Below are 25,697 nucleotides of genomic sequence, written 5' to 3' on the forward strand. Positions count from 1 at the left end.
ATTAGTCAAATAAAAAGGACGTCAGCGGACTTGAAGCTTCAGCATGATGGGAAACGGCACCTAAACCGGACTCAAATGCCCGCCTTCCTGCAATAACGCCTTCTTTAAAGGCTATAGCCATCTGAACGGGATCTGCCGCTACGGCAATGGCAGTATTCACCAGTACGGCATCGGCTCCCATTTCCATGGCCTTGGCTGCATCCGAAGGTGCTCCAATCCCGGCATCTACCACCACCGGAACCCGGCTCTGGCTGATAATAATTTCAAGGAAATCCATCGTCCGCAGTCCTTTATTAGTTCCGATAGGTGCTCCCAACGGCATAACTACCGCTGTTCCGGCATCTTCAAGACGTTTACACAACACCGGATCGGCGTGGATATAAGGCATGACCACAAATCCGAGTCTGGCCAGTTCCTCTGTCGCATAGAGGGTTTCAATAGGATCTGGCAACAGATATTTCGGATCCGGGTGGATTTCCAGTTTTACCCAGTCCGTTTCCAATGCTTCCCTGGCCAGTTGTGCTGCCATTACGGCTTCCTGAGCAGTACGTGCCCCGGAAGTATTGGGCAGCAGATGGATGTTGGCAGGCTGTAGTGCGGTGAGCAGGTCATCATCTTCCGCAGAAGCGGCATCAATCCGTTTCAGCGCCATGGTTACCATCTGAGATTCTGATGCTACGATGGATTGAGTCATGATTTCCGGGCTCCCGAATTTTCCGGTTCCCAGGAAAAGCCTGCAATTGAACGTGCGTCCTGCTATGGTTAAATTTTGGGTATTCATTTTAATGCTTTTTTAAATTGGGTTATTAGTGAAGAGTCCTGAGTAATCTGCCCTGAAACAGCTACTCCGTAAATACCTGTCGGCTGTAAAAGTTCAATATCGTCAAGGGTAATTCCGCCGATGGCAAAAATCTTCGGGATTTCTATTTTCAATGACTGCAATTCATCAATGATGTTAATATAACCTTCGAAGCCTAAAACCGGACTCAGCTTTTCTTTGGTAGCCGTAAACCGCAATGGTCCCAGACCGATATAGTCACAGCCTTCCTGTATTCGCTGTATAACATCTGCCGTTGTATTCGCTGTCCCGCCGATGATCTTATCCTGTCCCAAAATAGGCCTTGCTGATGCTACCGACTGGTCTTCCAGCCCTAAATGAACGCCGTCAGCATCTATCTGCCTGGCAACCTGGACATGATCATTGATAATGCATACAGCTCCATAATCCGAGCATAGCCGTTTAGAAGATTCACAAAGCCTCATCAATTCTTCCGGTGGTGCATTTTTCCATCGCACCTGAACCCATCGGATGCCATGATCCAGCATAGTCCTGATGTTATTCTCCTGCCCGATCCTGGTTGTTCCCTGTGATATGTATTGTAATTTTTCCATTTTTTTTAGGAGTGGTATCCTACTAAAGAAGGATTGCTTTTTAAATAGTGTTCAACATATAATTTTGCTTTCCTGCATGCCGCTTCTGTATCTTCTCCTCTGGCCATCCAGCTGGCAATTGCCGAAGAAAGCACACAACCTGATCCATGTTTGGGAGTATATAATCTGCTTTCACCTGAAGGCTGAAGAGGAATTTCCATTCCATGCTGCAGCAGAACATCAGTTCCCGGCCGGTCTGTCCGGTGCCCGCCTTTCATCAGAACGGAACATATATTTCCCTGAAGCAGATGATTGTCATTAAGCAACTGATATTCAATCAAGTTAGGTGTTACAAGACTTAATTTACCCATGACTTTATCCAGCTGTGCAAGCGTGTCAAGATCAAAAAAGGTAAATTCCGAAGTGCTTTTCAGGACCGGATCCCAGATGATTTTTATTTCTGTATTACTCCTGATAATAACCTCCAGGATTTCACCCAGCATAGCTGCATCTTTCACGACACCGATCTTCACTGCCTGAACAGGATATTTCCTCAAAAGGAGCTCCGCTGTTCGTGTTATGGACTCCATCGGCTGCCATTCCAGGCCTAGGCATTCAGACTCCGTCTGCATCGTCATGGCAGTGCATACGGCAAGTCCGGACGTTCTCAGCTGCTCCATGGTTTTGATGTCTGCCAGGACTCCTGCTCCGCCGCTCGGATCATATCCTGCAACGGTCATAACGAAAGGACGGCCTGTCTGCATTCTATATACATTTGTACGGGTTCTTTACTTTCCCAGACAGCTCCCAATAAGGCAGCACCGTCAACATCTTCTGTAAAAACAGCATCAATCGTATGTTGGCTGATGCCTCCCAGTGCGATGAGCCCTGAACGGTCATTTTTTCTGTACTGGATGCTTTCCAGTATTCCGGAATCAGTTCCATAGCCTTTTTTGGAGATGCTGGGGAAAACCGGACTGATAAAAGCATATTCCCACCGGGCATCCAGTTCGTTAAAGCAGTCTATGATGTGCACGGAAGTGGATAAAATATATTCATCGAAAAAATGATCCGGAACATTTTGCCGGCCCGCTTCCCTGAAATGGATCCTGGAAATACCGAATTCCTCAGCCAGGCTGTAATGGCTGTGCAGAACCAGCTGACTGTGGTAATCAGGATCGATCCGGCTGATATACTCCCTCATCGCCTCTATGCTCATACCGGGTTTCCTGACATGCAGGAGGTCCAGCTTTTCCCTGAACAGCTGATGGATGACATCCGTTTCGTTCTGCACCGGGTTTTCAGGTGTAATGACCAGGATCATAAGTAAATCTCTTTTCCTTTTTCAATAAACTCCAAAGACTTGTCCATCATTCCTTTCTCCGCAGATTCACGGATTTCCTGCGTAATTTTCATGGAGCAGAACTTCGGCCCGCACATGGAACAGAAATGGGCAATCTTAGCACCTTCTGCCGGAAGGGTTTCATCGTGGTATGATCGGGCGGTCTCCGGATCAAGCGAAAGGTTGAACTGGTCTTCCCATCTGAACTCAAACCTGGCTTTGCTTAACGCATTATCCCTGTACTGCGCACCGGGATGTCCTTTAGCCAGGTCTGCCGCATGAGCCGCCAGTTTATAGGTGATAACACCGTCTTTTACATCTTTTTTGTTCGGTAGCCCCAAATGTTCTTTCGGAGTAACATAACACAACATGGCACATCCGAACCATCCGATCATAGCGGCTCCGATTCCTGAGGTAATATGGTCATATCCCGGAGCGATATCCGTAGTTAAAGGTCCCAGGGTATAAAAAGGGGCTTCGTGGCACTCTTTCAGCTGCTTGTCCATATTTTCTTTGATCATATGCATCGGTACATGGCCCGGCCCTTCAATCATGACCTGCACATTATGCTTCCAGGCAATCTTAGTGAGCTCCCCCAGAGTTTCCAGCTCAGCAAACTGTGCCGCATCATTGGCATCAGCGATAGATCCCGGGCGAAGTCCGTCCCCAAGGGAAAAGGCGACATCATACTTCTTCATGATTTCACAGATTTCCTCAAAGTGCGTATATAAAAAATTCTCTTTATGATGGAACAGGCACCATTTGGCCATGATGGATCCTCCTCGGGAAACTATTCCGGTAACCCGTTTCGCCGTAAGGTGGATATATCTCAGCAGCACTCCTGCATGGATCGTAAAATACGATACGCCCTGCTCTGCCTGTTCAATAAGCGTATCCCTGAATATCTCCCAGGTAAGATTTTCGGCAATCCCTTTTACTTTTTCCAGTGCCTGATAAATTGGAACGGTACCGATGGGAACCGGGCTGTTCCTGATGATCCATTCCCTGGTTTCATGGATGTTTTTTCCTGTAGACAGGTCCATGATGGTGTCGGCACCCCAGCGGCATGCCCATACGGCCTTTTCCACTTCTTCCTCAATACTGGATGACACGGCACTGTTCCCGATATTGGCATTGATCTTGACCAGGAAATTCCTTCCGATAATCATCGGTTCGCTTTCCGGGTGGTTGATGTTATTCGGAATAATGGCCCTTCCGGCAGCAATTTCATCCCTTACAAATTCAGGAGTTATTTTCTTTGGGGTATTCGCTCCGAAGCTGTTCCCTTCATGCTGGAACGCCATTTCCGGACTAACGGCTTCCAGCTGCTGAATGCGCTGGTTTTCCCGGATGGCTACATATTCCATTTCAGCGGTAACAATTCCCTGCCTTGCATAATACAGCTGGGTCACTTCTTTTCCGTCCCGCGCCACCTTAGGCTGATGGTTGTATGAAAAACGCAATGCATCGAGTTTAGGATCAGTAAGCCTTGCTTTTCCATATTCTGATGTAATGCCATCCAATACATCAACATCATTCCGGTTCAGGATCCATTGTTCCCTGATCCTGGGAAGGCCTTTCGTGATGTCGATTTCTGCATGTTCATCGGTGTAAGGCCCGGATGTATCATATACGGTAACGGGTGGGTTATGTTCCATCGTTCCGTTGCTGAGCTGTGTAGGACTTAGTTCGATCTCGCGCATGGCTACATGGATGGGATGCAGGTCTCCTTCCATATAGATTTTTTTGGAATTCGGAAACGGCGAACGTGTGATGGTATGATCCATAGTGTTGATTTTATATGGGTTTAACCGCCTTGGGTGGCGGTGATGATTAGAATTGAATCGTTTTTCGTGAGAAGGGTTTCCCTCCAGAGTGCCTGGGGAATAATACGGTTGTTGAGGGCTACGGCAATACCTTTCCGTTTTCCCGGCATTTCCGCATGCAGCAATGCTTCCAGGTTTTCCGGGAGGGTATCGAATGTTTTGGTAATGTGATTGATTGTAAGTTCCATTCCTAAATTTTTAAATACACTTTAGGAATGGCTGTTATTGTACAATAGAATGCACAGCAAAAGTCATCTACTTTTCCCTACGCTGGTATGATCCAGATCAGGTTCAAAGGGTAAAATCTCAGTCTGTTGGTACAGACACCCCTAAAGTTGGAAGCGAAGTTAATTATTTTTTCAGAACAGGCAATGCATTATTGAAAATAAACATGGAAAAAAACCAATGCTATTTCTCACATGGATAAGAAATAATTCCCAATTCCATAAATTAATACTACTTTTGCCGAAACGGCTAGCAGGCATTTTATCTCCGTACGACACGGAGCTTACCGTAAGGCAACAAACAATAAGCCGGCTGGTTTAATTTAATAAAAAGTAATAAACATGAAAAGAAAATTATTAATGGCGCTCATCCCGATGGCATCCCTGATGTATGCTCAGGAAAACGCATCCGGACAAAAATCATTTTTTGGTGTACAGGCAGGCCTTTTCGGGGTTAATGTCTACAATGAATACAGCATAAAAGAAAACTTTATCCTGAGGACAGACATAGATTTTTCTCCTTCCATATGGGGCGGCGACCTGTACACTAAGACCGGCTTTGCCGTTGCACCTGAACTGAGGGTTTCCCCCAAATGGTATTACAATCTGGACAAAAGGAAAGCGGATTCAAAAAATACAGCCTATAATGCAGCTAATTACCTGGCCGCCAAAATAGGATTCGTGCCTGATTTTGTTTTGATTTCCAATGCGGACGGAATCAAGGTAAATCCCATGATCTCCTTTGTGCCGACATGGGGGCTGAGAAGGAATTTTGCACAAAATTTCAATTATGAACTGCAGCTGGGATTAGGAGTAGGTAAAATATTGAAGTCCGGGTATGACATCCAGGCGGTTCCCAATCTGAGCTTTAAAATAGGCTATGATTTCTAAGCCATTCAATTGATTATATGAAACCGGGACAGGAACTGTTCCGGTTTTTTTAATACTTGTAAATGAGAAAGCAGGAAAAAAGGACTGTCAGATACTGACAGTCCCGGAAATATTTTTGAACAGAAACTTATCTTGATCCGGTTTCACAAGCCTGCCAGATGGCATCCTGACCGGGAACCGGAGCTGTAATTTCAATATTCTCTTTCGTCACCGGATGAATGAATTCCAGCTTCCTGGCATGGAGGTGAATACCGCCGTCGGCATTGGAGCGCGGCGAACCGTATTTAAGGTCACCTTTGATAGGAATCCCGGTTTTGGACAGCTGCGCACGGATCTGATGATGCCTTCCGGTTTCCAGATCAATTTCCAGCAGCATATAATGATCCAGTGACTGAATAATATGATAGGTTAGAATTGCTTCCTTGGCTCCTTCTGTCGGTTTCGGGAAAATAATGGCTTTATTATTTTTCTCATTCTTTTTCAGGTAATGAATCAGCCGCTGGCTTTGCGGAAGAGATTCTTTAGGAACCACTGCCCAGTAGGTCTTTTTAATCTCCCTGTTCTTCACCATCTGCGTTAACCTGGATAAAGCCTTGGAGGTTTTGGCATAGATAACAAGGCCGGAAGTAGGCCGGTCGATACGGTGGACCAGACCCAGGAAAACATTGCCGGGCTTATCGTCTCTCTTTTTAATATGATTTTTAATGGATTCAAGCAGGGATTCATCCCCTGTCTTATCTCCCTGAACCAGCTGCCCTACCTTTTTGTTGATGACCAGAAGGTGGTTATCTTCATATACGATCTGTTCTTCCATATATTACCGGCGGAAATTTGACCTGTTAGACAGTGAAACGATCACACCGATCAGCAACCCGAGTGTCTTCATGCCCGAAATCCTGGATTCCAGCGGAAGCAAAGCGCCGATAAAGCACAGAGCAGCTGCTGCATACATCGCATAAATAAATTTCCTGTCGAAAAGAATCTGAGCCTGCAAAACGAAGCTTACCGAAATGAATATATAGAACATCCTGGCAGACAGGAATGTATTAACATCCTGAGGAAACAGGCGGAACCATCCTGCGGCGAGGCACAGGACGGCAATAATGGAAATGACTCCCTGAGCCAATGCAATATTTTTCATTAATAGCTTTCGTTTTCATTAGGGAAATCAACGTTCTTCACGTCTTTTACATACTGGGCTACCGCACCGGTAATTTCAGTATAGAGATCAAGGTACCTGCGTAAGAATTTAGGGCTGAATCCCTTATTCATGCCCACCATGTCATGGTAGACCAGAACCTGGCCGTCACAATGAGGTCCGGCACCGATTCCGATGGTAGGAATAGAGATGCTTTCCGACACTTTTTTAGCCAGCTCAGCAGGTATCTTTTCCAGAACGACTGAAAAACACCCCAGTTCTTCCAGAAGCTGTGCATCACTGATGAGCTTTTCCGCTTCTGCATCTTCTTTTGCCCGAACTTTATAAGTCCCGAATTTATAAATGGACTGAGGAGTCAGTCCCAGGTGGCCCATCACAGGAATCCCTGCATTGATGATTTTTTTGATGGATTTTGAAATTTCTTTACCGCCCTCAATTTTTACGGCGTGGGCACCGCCTTCCTTCATCATCCTTACGGCAGATTCCAGCGCCTTTTCAGGATTGCTCTGGTAGGTCCCGAACGGTAGATCAGCCACCACCAGTGCTCGGTCCGTCCCTCTTACCACACTCTGGGCATGGTAAATCATCTGATCCAGCGTGATCGGCAGGGTGGTTTCAAAACCGGCCATTACATTGGCTGCGGAATCACCGATCAGGACGGCATCAATACCTCCGGCATCCACCATTTTCGCCGTGGTGAAGTCATAGGCTGTAAGCATGGTTATTTTTTCCTTATCGAATTTCATTTTCCGTAAGGTTTCAGTCGTAACTTTCTTGATTTCAGAATGAACAGACATAATAGATCTATATTAAAGTTAAAAAGTCGGCTTTCGCCGACCTGTATGTGTATGGAATTATAAAACTACGTGACCGAGTTTCATGAGTTTGTCGTGGTTGAGAATTTTGATGTTCCGGCCGTCTACTTCAATCAGATTATCCTGTTTGAATTCTGAGATCAGGCGGATGGCACTTTCTGTAGCAGTCCCGATAATATTGGCGATCTCTTCTCTGGTAAGGGAGATTTTAATGAACCCTTCAGGATCAACGCCCAGCTTCTGCTCCAGCAGGATCAGGATTTCCGCAAGCCTTTCGCGTACGGTTTTCTGAGCCAGGAACGTAATGGTATTGGAAGACTCTCCAAGTTCGTAGGAAATTTTCTGAAGCATCACAAATGACAGCTGCGGATCCACTTCCAGAAGGTGCATAAAGATGTCCGAAGGCAGAAAAGTACATTCAATTTCTGTCATCGCCTCAGCCTTTGCCTGGAAATTTTCCCCGCAAAGTAAAGAACGGTAGCCTATGATATCGCCTTCTTTGATAAATCTAAGAATCTGATCTTTCCCGAATGCTCCGGATTTGGATAATTTAGCAGCTCCTTTTTCCAAAAAATAAACTCCTTTCGGAGTTTCTCCATCCTCAAAAATCGTATCGTGTTTCTGAAAGCTGAGTTTTTTCTTGCCTTTGATGTATTTATCGAAATCTGCACTGGAAAGTCTTTCCTTGAATGATTTATCATTAAAAACTCTGGCGAACCTATCTTCAATAGCAATCTGTTGTTCCTGCGACATTTTATATGACATTTATCACAAAAATAGAACATTTTGATTCGATAAACAAAAAAATTTGTTATAATTTTGTATCTCAATATTTTATGGAGGTGAGCGAGAACTGTTTTCATTGTGGTCAAGGGATAGAAAAAGAAAGAATTTTATTCGATGAAAAGACTTTCTGCTGCAACGGTTGTAAGTCGGTCTACGAAATTCTGAACACCAATAATCTTACTAATTTTTACGAACTTAATAAAAGAGCGGGGATCCGCCCGGGTGATGAAAATACGTCTCAGTTTGACTACCTGGATACCCCTGAAATTTTTGAAAAGGTTACTGATTTTTCGGAAGGCGATACCAGCCTCGTAACGTTCAAGATTCCGGTGATCCACTGTTCTTCCTGCATCTGGCTTCTGGAAAGCCTTCACACACTGAATAAGAACATTAAATATTCACAGGTCAATTTTACCAGGAAGACTTTGCAGATCTCATTCAACCATAAAGAATTAAAATTAAGCGAATTAGCCAATTTCCTGACGAACCTCGGCTATAAGCCGGCGATCAGCCTTGAAACCGCGGACAAAAATGTTGACCACCTGGACAAATCGCTTCTTGTGAAGTTTGCCATTGCCGGTTTTGCTTTCGGAAACGGGATGTTCCTGGCATTTCCCGAATACATCGGCGGAGAAGATTACTGGATGGACCATTACAAAGGGCTTTTCAGGACACTGATGTTTTTACTGGCCTGCCCGGTCGTATTTTATTCCGCTTCAGATTATTACAAATCCGCCTGGTACGGACTGAAAAATAAAATTGTCAATATCGACGTGCCGATCGTGCTGGGTATCCTGGTCCTTTTCGGAAGAAGCGTCTATGAAATCGCTACGGATTACGGTCCCGGTTATTTTGACACCCTATGTGGTCTTCTGTTCTTTATGCTGATGGGAAAAATTTTCCAGAAAAGGACCTACAACGCACTTTCGTACGATAGGGATTATAAATCCTTTTATCCGATCGCGGTTACAAAGGTAGATTTCAACGGAAAACAGGACAATATCCTGCTTTCTGAAATCAAAGTCGGCGACAGGATCCTGGTGCGGAATCAAGAGATTATCCCCGTAGACGCGATCCTGATCAGCGGAGAAGGAAATATCGACAACAGTTTCATTACAGGTGAAAGTGTAAGCATCAGCAAACAGCCGGGAGACAAAATTTTTGCCGGAGGGAAGCAGATCGGATCTTCGCTTGAACTGGAAGTGATTAAAAACGTAGACCAGAGCTACCTGACCCAGCTGTGGAACAAGGAGGCGTTCAAAAAGCATGAAACAGGACTTGACACGCTAACGAATAACATCAGTAAATACTTTACGTTCATTATTTTAGGCATTGCCCTGATTTCCGGAATCTACTGGTCATTTATTGATCTGGAAAAGATGTTCCAGGTAATTTCCGCCATCCTGATCATTGCCTGCCCATGCGCCCTTGCGTTATCAGCACCGTTTACATTCGGGCATATCATGAGGATCCTGGGAAGGAATAAGTTTTACGTCAAAGACACCCTGACGATTGAAAAGATTGCGAAACTGGATACGGTAGTCTTTGATAAAACAGGAACCATCACCCAGCGCAAAAAATCGAATATCAGGTATGAAGGTATTGAGATCAGCGAATTCGACCTGCTGAACATCAAAACACTGCTTAAGAACTCTAACCACCCGCTGTCAAAATCCCTGTATGAATTTGTAGACGTCAGCGACGATTATTTCCCTGTAGAAAACTTTACTGAAATCTCAGGGAAAGGATATGAGGCACAGGTACGAAGCAATAGGTATAAAATTGGTTCTGCAAAATACAACGGGCAGGCATCGAAAAATCTGGAAACAGCCGTCTACATCAGTAAAAATAACGAGTATATCGGTAAATTCATCTTTAAAAATGAATACCGTAAAAACCTGAAAGCCCTTTTCAGCAGGCTTACGGCATACAAAATATTCATCCTGAGCGGAGATAATGCGTCAGAAGAAAACCAACTGAAAGAACTCATCGCGAACTGTGAGGGCATGGCATTCAACCAAAATCCTGAAGACAAGCTGAATTACATTCAGGAACTTCAGAACCGGAACCTTAAAGTGGCTATGTTAGGCGACGGGCTTAATGATGCCGGAGCTCTTAAACAGAGCAATGTGGGAATCGCTATTTCTGACGACACAAATACCTTCACCCCTTCCTCAGATGTCATCATGGACGGAGACAAAGTAGTGCACTTAGATCACTACCTGAACGTATGCAAAGGATCTATCACTATTGTGAAAATGACATTCATAATTAGTTTTCTTTACAATATTGTCGGATTAAGTTACGCGGTGACAGGCCATATGCACCCGCTTTTCGCTGCGATCATCATGCCGATCAGCTCGATAACCGTCGTAACATTTACGACACTTTCCACCTGGATCCTGGGAAGGAAATATTTCAGGAAATCCGCTTAAAAGCCCGTTATTTAGACTGATTTTAAATTAGCCAAACGCGCTATTTCGTGATGAATATCATTATTTTTCATTAAATTTGAAACCCGAAAATAGGTTAATTTTGTTATCCAAATGGATATTCTATATTTAATGATCCTATGCAGTGTTTCCTTGGCTGCAGTTTTCCTGGTCGTTTTCATTATTAACGCCAGAAAAGGACAGTTTGAAGATGACGAGTCACCGGCTGTAAGGATTCTCTTTGATTCTGATGAAATTAAGGAAGAAAAAGAGCATGATGACGAGAATCATACTGATGAAGAGCAAGAAAAAAGTAAAATTGAAGATAAAAGTGAATAGTTGATATGGAAACACAAAAGTTTAGTTATGATAACAGTATTGTCCGGGCGTTTTTGTACGCGACCGTGACTTTCGGGATCATAGGATTCTTATTCGGGCTGACGGCAGCGCTGATGCTTTTCTACCCGGAGCTTCCGGAATTTTTATTCGGGACGGACGATACGACCATCAGGAGTCTGGCTTCCGGTAATATTCAGGGACTGATTAATACACAGGGAGCATTCGGATTCGGTAGAATCAGGATGCTGCACACCACGACTGTAATTTTCGCCTTTGTTTGTAACAGTGTATTTGTGGGAGTATATTACTCGCTGCAAAGACTGCTCAAAACAAGGATGTACAGCGATACATTGTCATGGATCCATTTCTGGTCATGGCAGATCATGATCATTGCGGCTTACATTACGTTCTTTATGGGGATCAATACCTCAAAAGAATATGCAGAGCACGAATGGCCGATTGATATTTTAATTGCATTCTCATGGATCGTGTTCGGTATCAATATGTTCATGACAATTGCCAGAAGAAGGGTACGACACATCTACGTGGCGATCTGGTTCTACATCGGAACATGGATTGCTGTAGTGATGCTGCATATATTCAACAACCTGGAAGTTCCGTTGTCTTTCACCGGATGGAAGTCTTATTCTGCTTATGCAGGGGTAAAAGATGCCATCGTACAGTGGTGGTATGGACACAATGCGGTAGCTTTCATCCTTACTACGCCTGTTTTGGGTCTGATGTATTATTTCCTTCCTAAAGCAGCTGACAGACCGGTATTCTCCTATAAACTGTCGATCATCCACTTCTGGTCACTGATCTTCGTTTATATCTGGGCCGGCCCTCACCACCTTCAGTACACTGCGCTTCCTGCATGGGCTCAGGCAGTGGGAACAGGATTCTCCATCATGCTGATCGCCCCATCCTGGGGAGGAATGCTGAACGGTCTCCTTACGTTAAGGGGAGCGTGGGATAAAGTAAGGGAAAACCCGATCCTTAAGTTCTTTGTCGTAGCAGTTACCTGCTATGGTATGGCAACTTTCGAAGGTCCGCTTTTAGCGACTAAAAACATCAATAAAATCGGTCACTTTACCGACTGGGTTATCGGTCACGTTCACCTGGGAGCATTAGGCTGGAATGGCTTCATGGCGTTCGGGGTTATCTATTACCTGATCCCGATCCTTTGGAGAACGAAACTGTATTCAACAAAAATGGCCAACTGGCATTTCTGGCTGGGTACTTTAGGAATCATCTTCTATGCAGTACCGATGTATATTTCAGGATTTACTCAGGGATTGATGTGGAAACAGTTCAACCCGGACGGAACCCTTGTTTGGAAAAACTGGTTAGATACGGTAACGGCGATCATCCCTTACTTCAAAATGAGGTTTGTAGGAGGATTCCTATACTTCTCAGGAGGGATTTTAATGGTAATCAACCTTATTGCAACGGCAAGAAAGGGATCATTCCAGAAAGAAGTGCCTGCAGAAGCACCTGCTTTGGCTAACATCAGCGGAAAACGTAAAGAAGGAGAAGGAACTCACCTTTGGTTGGAGAGAACTCCGGCGATCATGGGTATTCTGTCTTTACTAACGATATCTATAGGAAGTATGGTAGAGATTATCCCTACCCTATCCTTAAAGAAAAGTGTACCGACCATTTCAGCCGTAAAACCTTATTCACCGCTGGAACTTGAAGGTAGAGATATTTACATCCGTGAAGCATGTAACTCGTGTCACTCACAGATGGTGAGACCGTTCAGGGATGAGATTGTAAGGTTCAACGGTAAAAACGGACAGTATTCAAAAGCCGGGGAATTCGTATATGACAGGCCGTTCTTATGGGGTTCCAAGAGGACAGGGCCGGATTTACAGAGAGAAGGAGGTAAAAACCCAAGCTCATGGCATTATAAGCACATGTACAACCCAAGATCAACATCTGCCGGTTCTATCATGCCTCGTTTCCCTTGGTTAATTGCCAACAACCTGGACAGATCCAAAATGGTTGATAAAATGGTTCTTATGAAAAACGTTTTCGATGTTCCATATACCAAAGCTGAGATCGATACGGCTAACCAGTGGGCCAATAACCAGTCTGCCAAAATCGTAAAAGATATCTTCTCTGAAGCGAATGACCTTAAACAGGCATATGCCAAGAGACCTCAGGGCGAACTGGAGAAAAAAGAGATCGTAGCACTGATCGCTTATCTTCAACGATTAGGTACGGATATTAAAACAACCGAGATTAAAACAGCAAGCAATAATTAACATTAAAAGGTTCAAGCATGATTCCTCAGAACTTTAAAGATATATTATCCAATACAGACAATGCTGGTTTTTACCAGACGCTGGCTCTGATTTTCTTTATGCTGTTCTTCGTAGCGCTGGTGGTCTATGTATTCAGCAGACCCAAGAAATACTACCGTGAAGAAGAAGAGGCCCCTCTGCAGGATGATGAGGATGAATTGAATTCAAAAAATTAAACAACCATTATGAAACAAAGGACACCGGTTTTCGTAAACATTTTAATAATAATCGGACTTTTAATAGTTTTTTATTATCTGTTTGTACAGAGCTACTCGTTTTTAGGTTCACCATATTTCTGGGGGACAGTGGTTATCGCAGGTATTTTAGCCTATATCCACAGCGCCATCGGTGACCTGATTGAAAACAATAAATTCAAAAGGTTATCACAGGAGGAAAAGGCTGCTTACCTGGCAGAGAAAAGAATCCCTTATTTCAAAAGACTGTATGATGCTGCCTTTAAAAAGCAGACTGCATCTGAGGAAAAAGATATCCTTATTGACCATGGTTTCGACGGAATTATGGAACTGGACAACCAGTTGCCGAAATGGTGGGTAGGTTTATTCTACTTTGGGACTGCTTTTTGTATTCTGTATGTAGCGGCTTACTCTTTTACAGATTTTGCTCACCCTATCAATGAGTATGAAATTGAGTATAAGGAACAGATTGCGAGTATCGCAGAGTACGAAAAGACACAGCCTCCTGTAACGATTGAAACCGCTAAGTATTCAGCCGATAATATTGCAGACGGTAAAGAACTGTTTAAGACGAACTGTGCATCATGTCACGGTGAAGACGGACGCGGAGGAATCGGTCCTAACCTTACCGATAACTACTGGATCAACCAGCCAGAGAAGACGTTATTTAAAAACGTATTCAATATGGACTGGAACGGTTCCCCAAATAATCCTGCAATGAGACCATTCGGTAAAAACGGAGAGGTTTCCGGAGCAGAAATTGAAAAGATTGCTGCTTATGTATACCACATCAACCAGGAACAGCCTCCGATTACACCCGCTCAGGGCGGAGCCGCTCCTCAGGGAACAGAAGCACATTGGGAAAAAGAATAATTTAATTTTAAATTAGAAACCTATGAAAAACATAATTTGTTATTAGAAGAAAAAATAGTAACGAATTATGTTTTTTCATTTTTAAAATAGAGTATACAACATGTCAAACATAGAAGAAGTAGAAGTACGCGGCGGACAGGGCCAGGTTCTGGAACCTGAGACATACAGGGATTCTATAGGAACTATGGAACAATCCGGAAAGAGGAAATGGGTCTTTCCGCGAAAACCCAAAGGTAAATTTACCAACTACAGAAATATCGTAAGCTATCTTTTATTAGCCGTTTATTTCGCTACCCCATTCATCAGCATCAACGGAAACCCGTTTCTGTTGTTTGATGTCATAGACCGGGAATTTTATATCTTCGGACAGCCGTTTTATCCACAGGACTTTTTTATCCTGACATTAGGCGCCATTGCATCCCTGATATTCATTATTGTATTTACGATTGCTTTCGGGAGAATTTTCTGCGGGTGGATATGCCCTCAGACAATTTTTCTGGAATTTATTTTCCGTAAGATAGAATATGCAATTGAAGGGGACAGAAACAGACAGATGAAGCTCGACAGGCAGGAATGGAACAGTGAGAAGATATGGAAGCGAAGCCTTAAATGGAGTATTTACGTGGTGATTTCACTGATCATAACGCATTTCATGTTCATGTACATCGTGGGCTACCGAGAAGTATTCAGGATTGTTTCTGAAGGGCCTTTTGCCCACCCTACGAATTTTATCGTTATGATCTTATTCTCGGCAGCGTTTTACTTTGTTTTTGCGTGGTTCAGAGAACAGGTATGTACGCTGGTATGTCCGTACGGAAGATTACAGGGTGTATTGATCGATAAGGATACGATCAATGTATTCTACGATTTCAACCGCGGAGAAAACAGGGCGAAATGGAGAAAAGGAGAAGATAGGAAAGCTGCCGGAAAAGGCGATTGTATCGACTGTCATCAGTGCGTAGTCGTATGTCCTACCGGAATTGATATCAGGGACGGACAGCAGTTGGAATGCGTGAACTGTACCGCCTGTATTGATGCCTGTGACGAAGTTATGGAAAAAGTAGGTCTGCCTAAAGGCCTGATCCGTTATGCCTCGGAAAATGAAATTGAAAGGAAAAGCTCCTTCGAGTTTACCGGCAGGATGAAAGGGTTTACTGTAATCCTGATCTTCCTGATGGGATTCCTGGGATATTTACTGTATAACAGGGGCGAAATGGAAGCTAAGTTCATCAAGCCCGCAGGAAGTACATTCTTTGTAAGAGATGGTAAAATCACCAATACCTATAATTATACATTCCTTAATAAGACGAATGATAAGAAGCTCGTAACCGTAAAAGTTATTGAACCTTCCCATGGCGAGGTTACCTACAGTGCCTCAAGCAAAATACAGGTAGACCGCGATAAAATATCCAAAGGAACCATCAATATCAGCTTCCCGGAAAGTGAGATGAAGCTGTCTAAGCAGAATATTACTATCGGTGTTTATGATATGAAAGGTAATCTGATCGATTCTTACCAGACGTATTTTGAAGGACCGTTTAAATTGCAATTTTAAGTTTTAAACATGAAAAATTTTAGTTGGGGCCACGGTGTGGTAATCGCACTGGCAGCCTTTATGATCTTTATACTTTCCATGATGTTCCTGTTTCCTAACGGCCAGAAGAATTCTGAAATGGTAACGGACAATTATTATGAGGAAGAATTAAAATACCAGGATGTTATCGATGCTAAGAAAAGAGCGGATCAGCTGGAAGAAAAGCCACAGTATTCGCAGAATGCAAGTGGTATTACGATATCATTTCCCAAAGACTACAACAATTCCAATACTACCGTTAAATTTGTTTTGAATCGAACAGACGACCAGAACCTGGATGTAAAGAAATCTGTGCAGCTTAATCAGGCGCAGTCCTTCATAATTCCGGCGCAGGTACTGAAACCGGGGAATTACACCCTGAGACTGATGTGGACTAAAGATAAGACGGACTACAGGATGGATTTTGATGTGATATGGAAATAGCACTTATTGTATCGGCTATCGGGCTGGGTTTTGCTTCAGGTTTCCATTGTGTGGGAATGTGCGGGCCTATTGCCCTGTCCATGGGTTTGACGAAAAAGCAGGCCACCAATTTCTATCTGCAGAACCTGACCTACCAGTTTGGGCGTATTTTTACCTATGCCCTTTTGGGTGCTGTTCTGGGGATCATCGGGGAAGGTTTTGAAATGGCCGGCATACAGCAGTACCTCACCATTGCGGTGGGAATCCTGCTGATCATTATGGCTGTATTCTCTTTCGGAGGAAAAGACTTTGCCTCCAGGATTCCCTTCTTTTCAAAGTTTTTATTCTCTGTAAAATCGAATCTCGGAAGGCTGCTTCAAAAGGCTGACTACCGTTCAAGGTTTACGACCGGTATCCTGAACGGGTTCCTTCCCTGCGGAATGGTTTACATGGCCCTCACCGCAAGTCTTGCCAGTGGCGGAATATGGCAGGGAGGTCTTTATATGGCCTTATTCGGATTAGGAACACTTCCGTTCATGTTTGCGGTAGTTCTGGTCGGAAACCTGATGAATCAGGCATTCAGGATCAAAGTCCTGAAAGCGGTTCCGATCGTAATGATCATACTTGGCGGTTTATTTATCGTGAGAGGACTGGAGCTGGGAATTCCGTACCTTTCTCCCCGGGCTGAAGCCATGACGGTTTCCAAGGATAACCAGGGAGATTGTCATTTGCCGGGAGACCATAGTACCCATCATCATGATGGTACGAATTGCCATTAAAGAAACATTATTGATACTTTTCGTAAGATATTATAGCATGGCCGGAATTTCTTCCGGCCATTTTATATTTCAATTATTTTGTTGCGTCCAGGAAAGACTGGTTATTTCTGCTTCGTAAATATTAAATCCTTTGTTTCCGGCAGGTAAATCGTGGTATCCAAATTGGGTGGACATTTAGCGGCTGTTGTCGTGATATCATCCGGACGATATTCCCAGGAAATTTGTGTATCATTAAGCTTTTTTAATATTATTCTTCCCCATCCAACACTACAATTAGTACCACTGTAAAAAAAATTTACTTTATTTTGAGTAGAAGATGTACTAATGCTATATAATTCAATATCATTAGAATTATTATAGGTATCTTGTACCACAGAGCCTGTTGAATTTTTTATAATGTACTTTATTACTAAAGCATCCATATAGTAATTCTTTTGTCCAGTTTTTTCTAATTTTTGTTCTTGTTTAGTAATGTAGAGTGTGGTTTCGCTTCCATTAAAATTTGCTTTATAAACTCCAACGTAGGGTGTGAGTTCATTATTCAGATCTTTCAAATAAGCATTTTCAGGAACCTCTTCATAGTCTGCATTTAATGGATAAACTTGCTGAGCTTTGCAAGAAAACGCAACACATATTCCTAAGCAAATAATCAAATATTTCATCACTGCTTCGTAAATATTAAATCCTTTGTTACCGGTAGGTAAATCGTGGTATCCAAATTAGGAGGACATTTAGCTGCTGTTGTCGTAACATCATTTGGGCGATATTCCCAGGAAATTTGTGTGCTGCTAATTTTTTTGAGATAAATATCTCCCCATCCAACGCTGCAGTTCGTTCCACTATAGATTAAATGTACAGCATTTTTATCCGGTCTAATTTTAGTACTATACAATTCAATATTATATAAATTATTATTTTTTGTATCCTGTAAAACTATTCCAGTAGAATTTTTTACAATGTATTTTACTAATAAGACATCCACATGATAACTTTTGTGACCGGTCTCTTCTAACTTATCTTCTTGTTTTGTAATAAATAAACTAATTTCATTCCCGTTATAATTAGCCTTATATATTCCTACATATGGGTTCAATTCATTATTGGTATCCTTGATGTATGCACGATTTGGAATACTTAAAAAAGGAGTATTAAGAGGAAGATTTTGAGCCTGACAAAAGGACATCAACATTATCCCTAAATATATTAGCAAACTTTTCATCATTCCTTCGTAAATATTAAATCCTTTGTTATAGGCAAGTAAATCGTTGTATCCAGATTAGGTGGACATTTATCTGCTGTTGTCGTAACATCATTCGGGCGATATTCCCAGGAAATTTCTGTGGCGCTAATTTTTTTAATGTTTATTGATCCAAATCCAACACTGCAATTTGTTCCGCTGTATATTAATTCTGCTTTAGTTCCATTTTCCGTAACCCACAAACTATAGATTGCATATGATAAATCGTCTTGTTGAAAAGACATATTCTTAGTGTCTTGAAGGATTATCCCAGAAGAATTTTTCACTATATATTTTACTGATAAAACATCTCTATAAACTTTCTGATTTCCATAATCAAAAAATTTATTATTTTCTTTAGTAATATACAATGTGATCTGATTCCCATTATACGTAGAAACATACTTTCCTACAAAAGATTGTAATTCATTATTGGTATCTCTTATATGCGACATATTAGGAATATTATCCAAAGAAGTTAACAATGGATATGTCTGTTGCGCTTTGCAAGATATTAGATTTATAACTAATACAATTATCAATGATACTTTTGATATTAATTTATTACTCATGTTTTATATTATTTTAAAATGATTATGGACAAGGTGATCCAACAGGTACACCATTATTGTCTAAAGTTACATTACTAATACTACCATTTGATTCTATACGTTGTAAATTTACTTTTCCAGCTAAATTCATCTGTTTTAATATTTCAAAAAATAATTTTTCCAAACCTTTTTCATTTAAATCGCCTGCTTGGTTTTTAATATAGGTTGTCCCATTTAACGAAATGTTGGATAATTCTTTTACTTTGATCAAATATTGATTTTCAAACTGTTTTATTTGCGCGGGCGTAAAATTATAGTTCCCGTTTATTCCTAAATCAGATGCATCACCGGTAAATTGAATCATGTAATTTATATACTGAACATTATTCGGACAGCTACTGCACCATTCGGCGGCGATCATTCCGAAGTAAGCATCTGCAACATTCGTCTGCGCTGCCGCAAAGCCAAATAAGGTTTCAGCAATATCACGCGGAGCAAACATATGGGTTCCCAGGGCTGTATGGTTATGATATCCTCCATAAGAATCTGTTACATCGTTAAAGACCACATTGTGATTTGAGTTGACATCCGCCGGAGCGATCGTCCCGTCTTTCTTCTCCTTAAAACCCGTTTCTCCTGCATTGATGTTACTCAGGCTCTGCAAAGCCTGTGCTTTCACATTATTGATTCCCTGCTGCACGTGGGGTTTGTTCAGGACGGATTTTGTCTTCTGGCAGGGATCTTCCGGTTCCGGCTGCGGATCTTCGCCCCCTCCTCCGGGATAAGGATAGCCCGGATCATTTCCGCCTCCTCCAAGGCATGTTCCGTCAGGAAGCACTTCACCGACACAGCTCTCCAACTGCTGGCTCTTGCATTCCGTCACATGATGCGATTCCCAATGTCCGGGACCATCAGGATCACTTTCATTATCCGGGTAAAACATTGAAATGGTCTTGGTTGTACAGACTAACTTTCCCGCTGTATTATCCATTAGGGTCATCTCTGCCCTTTTGGGCCTGGAGGAAATCAGGTTCTGAAAGAATTCCATATCATTCTGTACCTGGGTATAGGTAAAATAAACCCTCTGTCCTTTCCTCGGCACATTCAGTACCGCAACAACTTTTCCATGCTCAGCCAACGGAACCATCAGGAACTTTCATCAAAGCGGTCCATGGTCATCGCATAGTCCCACATCGGTTCACCGGCTCCCTTCTTTATTTCTTCATGGTGTTCTGAGTAGATTTTCATGACATTTTTAATATACTTCTCATCTTCTTTCCAGAGGCTTTTGGAATGGTATTCCTTAGACGCCGGATCGGAAGCCGTATAGATTTCATCATGGACACAGGAAAGCAGTAGGAGACAGAAAGCCATCGTAAAGGACAGCCACGAAATTAATTTTCGCATCATAAGCATTTTGTTTTTAGTGGTTTAAATATATAAAAATTTTTAATTACAACAAAGTGAGCAGAAAAATAAAAATATTCTTTGCAAATGTCAAAAATATAAGTTCAGATTACTCAGTATTTCTGAAAAGCAAAAACCACCTGAAGGTGGTTTGTTTGGATGATCCGTATGGTATTACCTGGTATATACTTCAAAGGAAAAATCCTTTGATTCGGATGGGGTCATCCTCCTGATCTGTTTCCGCTTCAGTCTGGAATTGATTTCTGAAGCAGTCACTATTGCCTTTCCGTCCACCGATATTTTATCCTCCGGTGAGCTCAACAGGATCCATCCTGAATCATTGACCAGATAGTATTTATCACCGATCGTAATAAAAACCTTTTCATTTCCTTGCTTGGTCGCTTCAAGGTTGTTCCTGAAATTCAGTTGCTCTTCAAATTTGCCGAAGCCAGATACAACGGATACATATGAGGTATCTTTAGTGCTGGAAATGAGTTCGGAGAATGCCTTATTCCGTTTTCCGCCAGCTTTCTTCTCCAATCCGAAATAATAGATGGCAGAAATATTATCGCCCATATCTGCCCAAGTTTAAAATATCCTCTGGAATCCGTTGAAGCAATAAAATTGCCCGTTTCACCGTATACTTTTGCATCTGCCAAAGGAGCACGGGTAACGGCATCTATGATGAGACCCGCAACAGTAACCGTTCTTGCTTTATAAGCTGAACATTTGGCATTTAGCGGTATAAAAGACAGGAGTAAAAAGACAAGCGTTAAGCTAATAATGTTCCGTTTTTTCATTGTATGTTTTTTTTGCTAATATTGAATAGTACCCATAAAAAATACCCTTTTTAATAAGGGCATTATATCATTAACTGATCAAATCGAATCTCGCGTATTCCGCAACTTTTTTCGGAAGCCTGATGCCTTCTGCGGTCTGGTTGTTTTCCAGCAGCGCTGCCATAATTCTGGGAAGTGCCATTGCTGAGCCGTTCAGGGTATGCACGAGCTGTGACTTCCCATCGGTTTTGTACCGGCATTTCAGACGGTTGGCCTGGAATGTTTCGAAGTTGGACACAGAACTTACTTCAAGCCATTTCTCCTGGGCAGCACTCCAAACCTCAAAGTCATAGGTCATGGCAGCAGCAAATCCGGTGTCGCCTCCGCAAAGCCTTAATACTCTGTAAGGCAGCTCAAGGTCTGTCAGGATTTCTTTGATGTGCTCAACCATTTCTTCAAGGACCGTATATGAATTTTCAGGCTTTTCAATCCTTACGATTTCCACTTTCTCAAACTGGTGAAGACGGTTCAGTCCGCGTACATGGGCTCCATAGCTTCCCGCCTCTCTCCTGTAACATTGGGAAAAAGCCGTATTCTTGATCGGAAGGTCTTTTTCTTCCAGCAAAACATCACGGTAAAGATTCGTTACCGGCACTTCTGCTGTAGGAATAAGGTACAGGTCATCCTGACCAATGTGGTACATCTGCCCTTCCTTATCCGGCAATTGCCCTGTTCCGTAGCCGGATGCTTCATTCACTACGTGAGGCGGATTGACTTCCATATATCCCTTTTCGATATTCTTATCCAGGAAATACTGGACTAAAGCCCTTTGCAGCCTCGCTCCCTTTCCAAGGTATACCGGAAACCCTGCACCGGCAATTTTTACTCCCAATTCGAAATCGATAAGGTTATATTTCTTAGCGAGTTCCCAGTGCGGAACAGCACCCTCTCCCAGTCCTTCGACATCATGGGACTGATAGATGATTTCATTATCATCCGCAGATACGCCGCCTTTCACAAGCTCATAAGGGATATTGGGAATCTGATATAAGATATTCAGTAATGTCTGCTCTTTTACATCCAGCTGGGACTGCAATTCTTTACTCGACTCTTTGTATTGTGCTGTTTTAGATTTTGCAGATTCAGCTTCTTCTTTTTTCCCTTCTTTCATCAAAAGACCGATCTCTTTCGAGATTTTGTTGATCTCGGCAAGCTGGGAATCCAGTTCAAACTGAATTTTTTTTCTTTCATCGTCGGTAGCGATTGCTTCATCTACCAACTCAAGATTCTTGAATTGTCTTTTTTTAAGACCTTCTAAAACGCGTTCTTTATTGTCGCGCAAAAAATTAACCTGTAACATTGTGTTGAGATGTTAAATATTAGAAATTAGCTTTTTATGGGCTAACCATTTGCAAATGTACTTTATTTTATGATAGTAACCACATTGGGGGATCCGGGCTGCTTGGTAAATTTAAGATCGTTGTTGTAGTAGACCTTTGAGACTTCAAAGACCGAGGGTGTCCAGCGGTACTGGATCTCAAGGATGTCATTAATGGTATCGGTCACATTGTTCTGTGTCCTTCTTAAAGAAACATTGATCCTGGAACGGTAGGTCCTGTTGTCCGGGCTTACAGAATCCAGCGTGACCCTCCTCGCTCCTGCAATGTATTCGATATAATACAGTGAATCAGCAGTTACTTTAAGCGTATTGTTTACCGGTGCATTATCTACAGTCCCGAATATGTCCGTCATATTATAGCCCGAGAAAGAACCGTTTTTCTTGGCATTCAGTAAATCCTGCCCTGCACTGTTTTTGATATAGATATTCAGGATCTGATCAATATTCTGAACAGAATCTTCATCACTCCTGCAGCTCAGAAGTGCGAATAGAACCAGCGCTGTACCAAAAAAGACGTTTCTCATCCCAACAAAGATAGAACTTAAGTTTTATTTCTTCAAGAATTTATTCACTAATATCCGTATTTCCGACCGGGAAAGGATAAAATCACTGAAGTAAAAAGCAGTCCCCTGGTAAAACCGCCAGAACAGCAATGAAGAGGAAAGACAGTAGGAAACAGAGGTAACGATGCAGGCCCCAGTGATTCCCCACCGCGGAATGATAATGAAAGAAGAAACCAGGGTAAAAACAAGCCCTATCAGGGATTTCATATTTAAAATCCGCAGCTTATTGATCCCCGCAAAATAGTATCCGATGATATTGCTTACCGCAATGGCCATGATACCGGGAGCCAGCAGCAGCGTAATTTTCTTGACCTGTGAAAAATCCTTTCCGAAGATGATGGCATACCAGTGGGACGGCACCAAAAGAATGATGGTAATAAACAGTAAAGTAATCAGGAAACTGATCCTCATGGAAACCTTAGCTTTGTCAATGGCTGCATCGGAATTACTGCTGTTGACCACATCGGCATATAAAATTACCGACAGGCTCCTGCTGACCGTCCAGATCGCTTCCGAGAATGCTACCCCTACAGAAAATACCCCAACACTCATCATGCCCCGGAAATATTCCAGGAAATAAAAAGACAGCCGGTTATTCAGGAACTGAAAAAAAGAGCTCAGCTGTATCTTCCAGCCATAACTGAATAAAGAATTCAGTACAGACCCGGAAAAGGAAAGTTGCGGCATCTGCCTGCCTTTCATGACCTGGAAGAGGCTGATGATGAACAGTATACTGTAACATGCCATCTGTGCTATGAAATAAGAAGAAACCGATCTTGCTCCAATCCCATAGACCATAATACCGATGAAAGCAATATGGACTGCCTGCTGCAGGATGGTATAGATATTAAACATCCTGATGTTCTTCTGGCCTACAAACAGATTGACATTGGCAGCCAGCAGGGATGACGAAACAGAAAGACCGATCAGATATCCTAAATGCCCGGTATCTTTTGTAAAGGCAAAAAGCAAAGGAATGGTAGTCCCGACAAGCAAAGACCAGGCATAGGCATACAGGAGGATCTGTTCTGTTTTATATTTGGGCGCAAAATAAGTAATGCTGCTGCCTACAAAAATGCTGGCAAAGAAACTGACCACCGTTAAATCCGCAATGACAATCGAAATCACTCCTTTCCCTTCACCGCCCCACATATTCGTGGAGTAGATCACCAGTCCAAAATTCAATATCAGAATCAGGAAGCGGGAAACAAAAGTTTTGAGGAGAGTGGCATGTTTCATTTCAGCATTGATTTTTTGACAAAATCCGTAAATGAATTTTTAATGGCTGCCCAATTGTACTGTTCCTCAAATACCGCTCTCGCTCCATGCGCGTGAGCTTTGTAAAGCGCAGGATCATCAATATAGGCCATTACTTTTCCGGCTATGGCATCTGCACTTTCGGGATCAACCAGAAACCCGAACCTTGAAATATCCACAAACTGCCGGGTTGCCTTCAGATCACTATAGATCACCGGCTTACCGGAAGCAGCATAATAGAATATCTTGATCGGAAGGCAGTGATGGTTTTCAAAATTAACTTCCCTGAGGTCAAAACAGATGTCCGCCTCAGCATATGCCTCCGTAAACTTCTCAAAAGAGGCCGGCTTACGGATGCTGATGTCATCCCACTGGTATTTCTCCAAAAGGGCGTCAAAATAGGCCTGGTCTTTTTCTGTCCGGGCTCCTCCGATAATGAGTATCGAAATATGTAAATCTGGCCTTAGGCTCCGGAGACGGTCAACCGCATTAAAAAAATTCCCGATCCCTTTTTCTTCTGAGATCTGGCCTGTATAGCACAGCTTTATCCTGTCTGCTTCAGGCTCCCTGATGCTTGTATAAATATATTGACCATCGGGAAAATAAGGAAGGATGATACTTTTTTTAAACGGGAAACAATAGGCTAAGGGGAACCTTTTCGTTTTTTCCCCGAATATAAAGTGCGTACTGAAATAGCCGGCATACAGCTGGATCATCAGGAACCTGAGGGCATGAAATATCTTGAGGAAAAAAGAATATTCACGGACCATTCTCATCGACGGATACCACTCGGTGATATCATAGATAAGGCTGGCTTTGTGCCTTTTCATGTACTCTTTAACAGCAATAATCGCAAGAGGTTCTGATCCGATGATACAGTCCGGAAGGAAAGTGTTGCAGACCTCCTGAAATATCCTTGCTTTCTCATCCGAGCTTTGATCCAGTACAGCATACGATTCAATTTCAATCCCATCGATAGAACCCTGATATTCTGAGCTAAGGCTACAGATTTTTATCTTATACCCACGGCTTTTCAGCTCTTTTGCCTGATGGTAAAAAATCCGGTCGTCATTGTACCGGTGGGCTGTTGTTAAAAAAAGTATTCTGGGCATGGGTTATTTCATCAAAACAGATTCAGCAGTCAGATTCCGTGCAAATATACTAAAACGAA

29 protein-coding genes and 1 riboswitch are annotated in these 25,697 nt (G+C 42.6%); of the genes, 9 read left to right on the top strand and 20 right to left on the bottom strand.

What is annotated here, in order from left to right; translation table 11 throughout:
• Position 1: 1 nt before the first annotated feature.
• Genes CGB83_RS11660 through thiS form a run of 6 tightly spaced genes read right to left on the bottom strand, consistent with a single transcriptional unit; the run spans position 2 to position 4,727 of the window.
• Positions 2-781, bottom strand: a complete 780-nt coding sequence (locus CGB83_RS11660; RefSeq protein ID WP_100075931.1) for a thiazole synthase — start codon at positions 779-781, stop codon at positions 2-4.
• Complete coding sequence (locus CGB83_RS11665) at positions 778-1,392, bottom strand: thiamine phosphate synthase (protein WP_100075932.1); 615 nt, start codon at positions 1,390-1,392, stop codon at positions 778-780. Before CGB83_RS11665 ends, CGB83_RS11660 begins: the two co-directional genes overlap by 4 nt.
• Before the next feature lie 5 nt (positions 1,393-1,397).
• Complete coding sequence (locus CGB83_RS11670; protein ID WP_100075933.1) at positions 1,398-2,135, bottom strand: hydroxymethylpyrimidine/phosphomethylpyrimidine kinase; 738 nt, start codon at positions 2,133-2,135, stop codon at positions 1,398-1,400.
• Complete coding sequence (locus tag CGB83_RS11675; protein ID WP_100075934.1) at positions 2,108-2,695, bottom strand: thiamine phosphate synthase; 588 nt, start codon at positions 2,693-2,695, stop codon at positions 2,108-2,110. Before CGB83_RS11675 ends, CGB83_RS11670 begins: the two co-directional genes overlap by 28 nt.
• Positions 2,692-4,500, bottom strand: a complete 1,809-nt coding sequence (thiC, locus tag CGB83_RS11680) for a phosphomethylpyrimidine synthase ThiC (RefSeq protein ID WP_100075935.1) — start codon at positions 4,498-4,500, stop codon at positions 2,692-2,694. The genes CGB83_RS11675 and thiC overlap by 4 nt, the downstream gene beginning before the upstream one ends.
• A gap of 20 nt (positions 4,501-4,520) precedes the next feature.
• Positions 4,521-4,727 (bottom strand): sulfur carrier protein ThiS, encoded by a 207-nt coding sequence (thiS, locus tag CGB83_RS11685; RefSeq protein ID WP_100075936.1) that lies wholly within the window; start codon positions 4,725-4,727, stop codon positions 4,521-4,523.
• Between the two features lie 57 nt (positions 4,728-4,784).
• Positions 4,785-4,880: riboswitch (TPP riboswitch) on the bottom strand.
• A gap of 225 nt (positions 4,881-5,105) precedes the next feature.
• On the opposite strand from thiS, the gene CGB83_RS11690 reads away from it, so the two are divergent.
• A complete protein-coding gene (locus tag CGB83_RS11690; RefSeq protein WP_100075937.1) occupies positions 5,106-5,654 on the top strand; it encodes a hypothetical protein in 549 nt (182 codons plus the stop codon).
• Between the two features lie 127 nt (positions 5,655-5,781).
• Here CGB83_RS11690 and CGB83_RS11695 read toward each other — a convergent pair whose 3' ends face one another.
• From CGB83_RS11695 to CGB83_RS11710, 4 genes are read right to left on the bottom strand one after another with little or no spacing between them, the layout of a single operon-like run.
• Positions 5,782-6,468, bottom strand: coding sequence for an RluA family pseudouridine synthase (locus CGB83_RS11695; protein WP_100075938.1), 687 nt, complete (start codon positions 6,466-6,468; stop codon positions 5,782-5,784).
• Positions 6,469-6,471: 3 nt separating this feature from the next.
• Positions 6,472-6,795, bottom strand: coding sequence for a hypothetical protein (locus tag CGB83_RS11700; protein ID WP_100075939.1), 324 nt, complete (start codon positions 6,793-6,795; stop codon positions 6,472-6,474).
• On the bottom strand, positions 6,795-7,610 hold the full coding sequence (panB, locus tag CGB83_RS11705) for a 3-methyl-2-oxobutanoate hydroxymethyltransferase (RefSeq protein ID WP_100075940.1): 816 nt from the start codon (positions 7,608-7,610) through the stop codon (positions 6,795-6,797). The genes CGB83_RS11700 and panB overlap by 1 nt, the downstream gene beginning before the upstream one ends.
• A gap of 57 nt (positions 7,611-7,667) precedes the next feature.
• The gene (locus CGB83_RS11710) at positions 7,668-8,381 is read right to left on the bottom strand and encodes a Crp/Fnr family transcriptional regulator (RefSeq protein ID WP_100075941.1); all 714 of its coding nucleotides are present in this window, start codon (positions 8,379-8,381) and stop codon (positions 7,668-7,670) included.
• 89 nt (positions 8,382-8,470) lie between these two features.
• Between CGB83_RS11710 and CGB83_RS11715 the strand changes: the two genes are divergently transcribed.
• From CGB83_RS11715 to CGB83_RS11750, 8 genes are all read left to right on the top strand, one after another.
• Entirely contained in the window at positions 8,471-10,849 is a 2,379-nt protein-coding gene (locus tag CGB83_RS11715) for a heavy metal translocating P-type ATPase (protein WP_100077578.1), read from the top strand.
• Between the two features lie 111 nt (positions 10,850-10,960).
• Positions 10,961-11,185 (top strand): cbb3-type cytochrome oxidase assembly protein CcoS, encoded by a 225-nt coding sequence (gene ccoS / locus CGB83_RS11720; RefSeq protein WP_100075942.1) that lies wholly within the window; start codon positions 10,961-10,963, stop codon positions 11,183-11,185.
• Positions 11,186-11,190: 5 nt separating this feature from the next.
• Entirely contained in the window at positions 11,191-13,452 is a 2,262-nt protein-coding gene (gene ccoN / locus CGB83_RS11725; protein WP_100075943.1) for a cytochrome-c oxidase, cbb3-type subunit I, read from the top strand.
• 17 nt (positions 13,453-13,469) lie between these two features.
• Positions 13,470-13,667 carry a cbb3-type cytochrome oxidase subunit 3 gene (locus tag CGB83_RS11730; RefSeq protein ID WP_100075944.1) on the top strand — a complete coding sequence of 66 codons (198 nt, stop codon included), beginning with the start codon at positions 13,470-13,472 and terminating at the stop codon, positions 13,665-13,667.
• Between the two features lie 9 nt (positions 13,668-13,676).
• On the top strand, positions 13,677-14,558 hold the full coding sequence (locus CGB83_RS11735; protein ID WP_100075945.1) for a cbb3-type cytochrome c oxidase N-terminal domain-containing protein: 882 nt from the start codon (positions 13,677-13,679) through the stop codon (positions 14,556-14,558).
• A 100-nt stretch (positions 14,559-14,658) separates the two neighbouring features.
• Positions 14,659-16,113: a cytochrome c oxidase accessory protein CcoG gene (ccoG, locus tag CGB83_RS11740; protein WP_100075946.1), complete on the top strand. Its 1,455-nt coding sequence runs from the start codon at positions 14,659-14,661 to the stop codon at positions 16,111-16,113.
• A 9-nt stretch (positions 16,114-16,122) separates the two neighbouring features.
• Complete coding sequence (locus CGB83_RS11745) at positions 16,123-16,575, top strand: FixH family protein (protein ID WP_100075947.1); 453 nt, start codon at positions 16,123-16,125, stop codon at positions 16,573-16,575.
• Positions 16,566-17,333, top strand: a complete 768-nt coding sequence (locus tag CGB83_RS11750; protein WP_100075948.1) for a sulfite exporter TauE/SafE family protein — start codon at positions 16,566-16,568, stop codon at positions 17,331-17,333. The genes CGB83_RS11745 and CGB83_RS11750 overlap by 10 nt, the downstream gene beginning before the upstream one ends.
• Positions 17,334-17,434: 101 nt before the next feature.
• Here CGB83_RS11750 and CGB83_RS11755 read toward each other — a convergent pair whose 3' ends face one another.
• From CGB83_RS11755 to CGB83_RS11800, 10 genes are all read right to left on the bottom strand, one after another.
• Positions 17,435-17,995 carry a DUF6705 family protein gene (locus CGB83_RS11755; protein ID WP_100075949.1) on the bottom strand — a complete coding sequence of 187 codons (561 nt, stop codon included), beginning with the start codon at positions 17,993-17,995 and terminating at the stop codon, positions 17,435-17,437.
• Entirely contained in the window at positions 17,995-18,555 is a 561-nt protein-coding gene (locus CGB83_RS11760; protein ID WP_100075950.1) for a DUF6705 family protein, read from the bottom strand. Before CGB83_RS11760 ends, CGB83_RS11755 begins: the two co-directional genes overlap by 1 nt.
• Positions 18,552-19,142: a DUF6705 family protein gene (locus CGB83_RS11765; RefSeq protein WP_100075951.1), complete on the bottom strand. Its 591-nt coding sequence runs from the start codon at positions 19,140-19,142 to the stop codon at positions 18,552-18,554. The genes CGB83_RS11760 and CGB83_RS11765 overlap by 4 nt, the downstream gene beginning before the upstream one ends.
• Positions 19,143-19,164: 22 nt before the next feature.
• Positions 19,165-20,268 (bottom strand): hypothetical protein, encoded by a 1,104-nt coding sequence (locus CGB83_RS11770; protein ID WP_100075952.1) that lies wholly within the window; start codon positions 20,266-20,268, stop codon positions 19,165-19,167.
• Positions 20,268-20,531 (bottom strand): hypothetical protein, encoded by a 264-nt coding sequence (locus CGB83_RS11775; protein WP_157761410.1) that lies wholly within the window; start codon positions 20,529-20,531, stop codon positions 20,268-20,270. The genes CGB83_RS11770 and CGB83_RS11775 overlap by 1 nt, the downstream gene beginning before the upstream one ends.
• Positions 20,532-20,702: 171 nt before the next feature.
• Positions 20,703-21,104 (bottom strand): hypothetical protein, encoded by a 402-nt coding sequence (locus CGB83_RS11780; RefSeq protein WP_100075954.1) that lies wholly within the window; start codon positions 21,102-21,104, stop codon positions 20,703-20,705.
• 294 nt (positions 21,105-21,398) lie between these two features.
• Positions 21,399-22,667, bottom strand: a complete 1,269-nt coding sequence (gene serS, locus CGB83_RS11785) for a serine--tRNA ligase (protein WP_100075955.1) — start codon at positions 22,665-22,667, stop codon at positions 21,399-21,401.
• Positions 22,668-22,729: 62 nt separating this feature from the next.
• On the bottom strand, positions 22,730-23,230 hold the full coding sequence (locus tag CGB83_RS11790) for a hypothetical protein (RefSeq protein ID WP_100075956.1): 501 nt from the start codon (positions 23,228-23,230) through the stop codon (positions 22,730-22,732).
• A 24-nt stretch (positions 23,231-23,254) separates the two neighbouring features.
• On the bottom strand, positions 23,255-24,508 hold the full coding sequence (locus CGB83_RS11795; protein WP_100075957.1) for an MATE family efflux transporter: 1,254 nt from the start codon (positions 24,506-24,508) through the stop codon (positions 23,255-23,257).
• Positions 24,505-25,638 (bottom strand): glycosyltransferase, encoded by a 1,134-nt coding sequence (locus CGB83_RS11800; protein WP_100075958.1) that lies wholly within the window; start codon positions 25,636-25,638, stop codon positions 24,505-24,507. The genes CGB83_RS11795 and CGB83_RS11800 overlap by 4 nt, the downstream gene beginning before the upstream one ends.
• Positions 25,639-25,697 lie beyond the last annotated feature (59 nt).

It is taken from the genome of Chryseobacterium camelliae (genome assembly GCF_002770595.1).
GTDB lineage: Bacteria > Bacteroidota > Bacteroidia > Flavobacteriales > Weeksellaceae > Chryseobacterium > Chryseobacterium camelliae.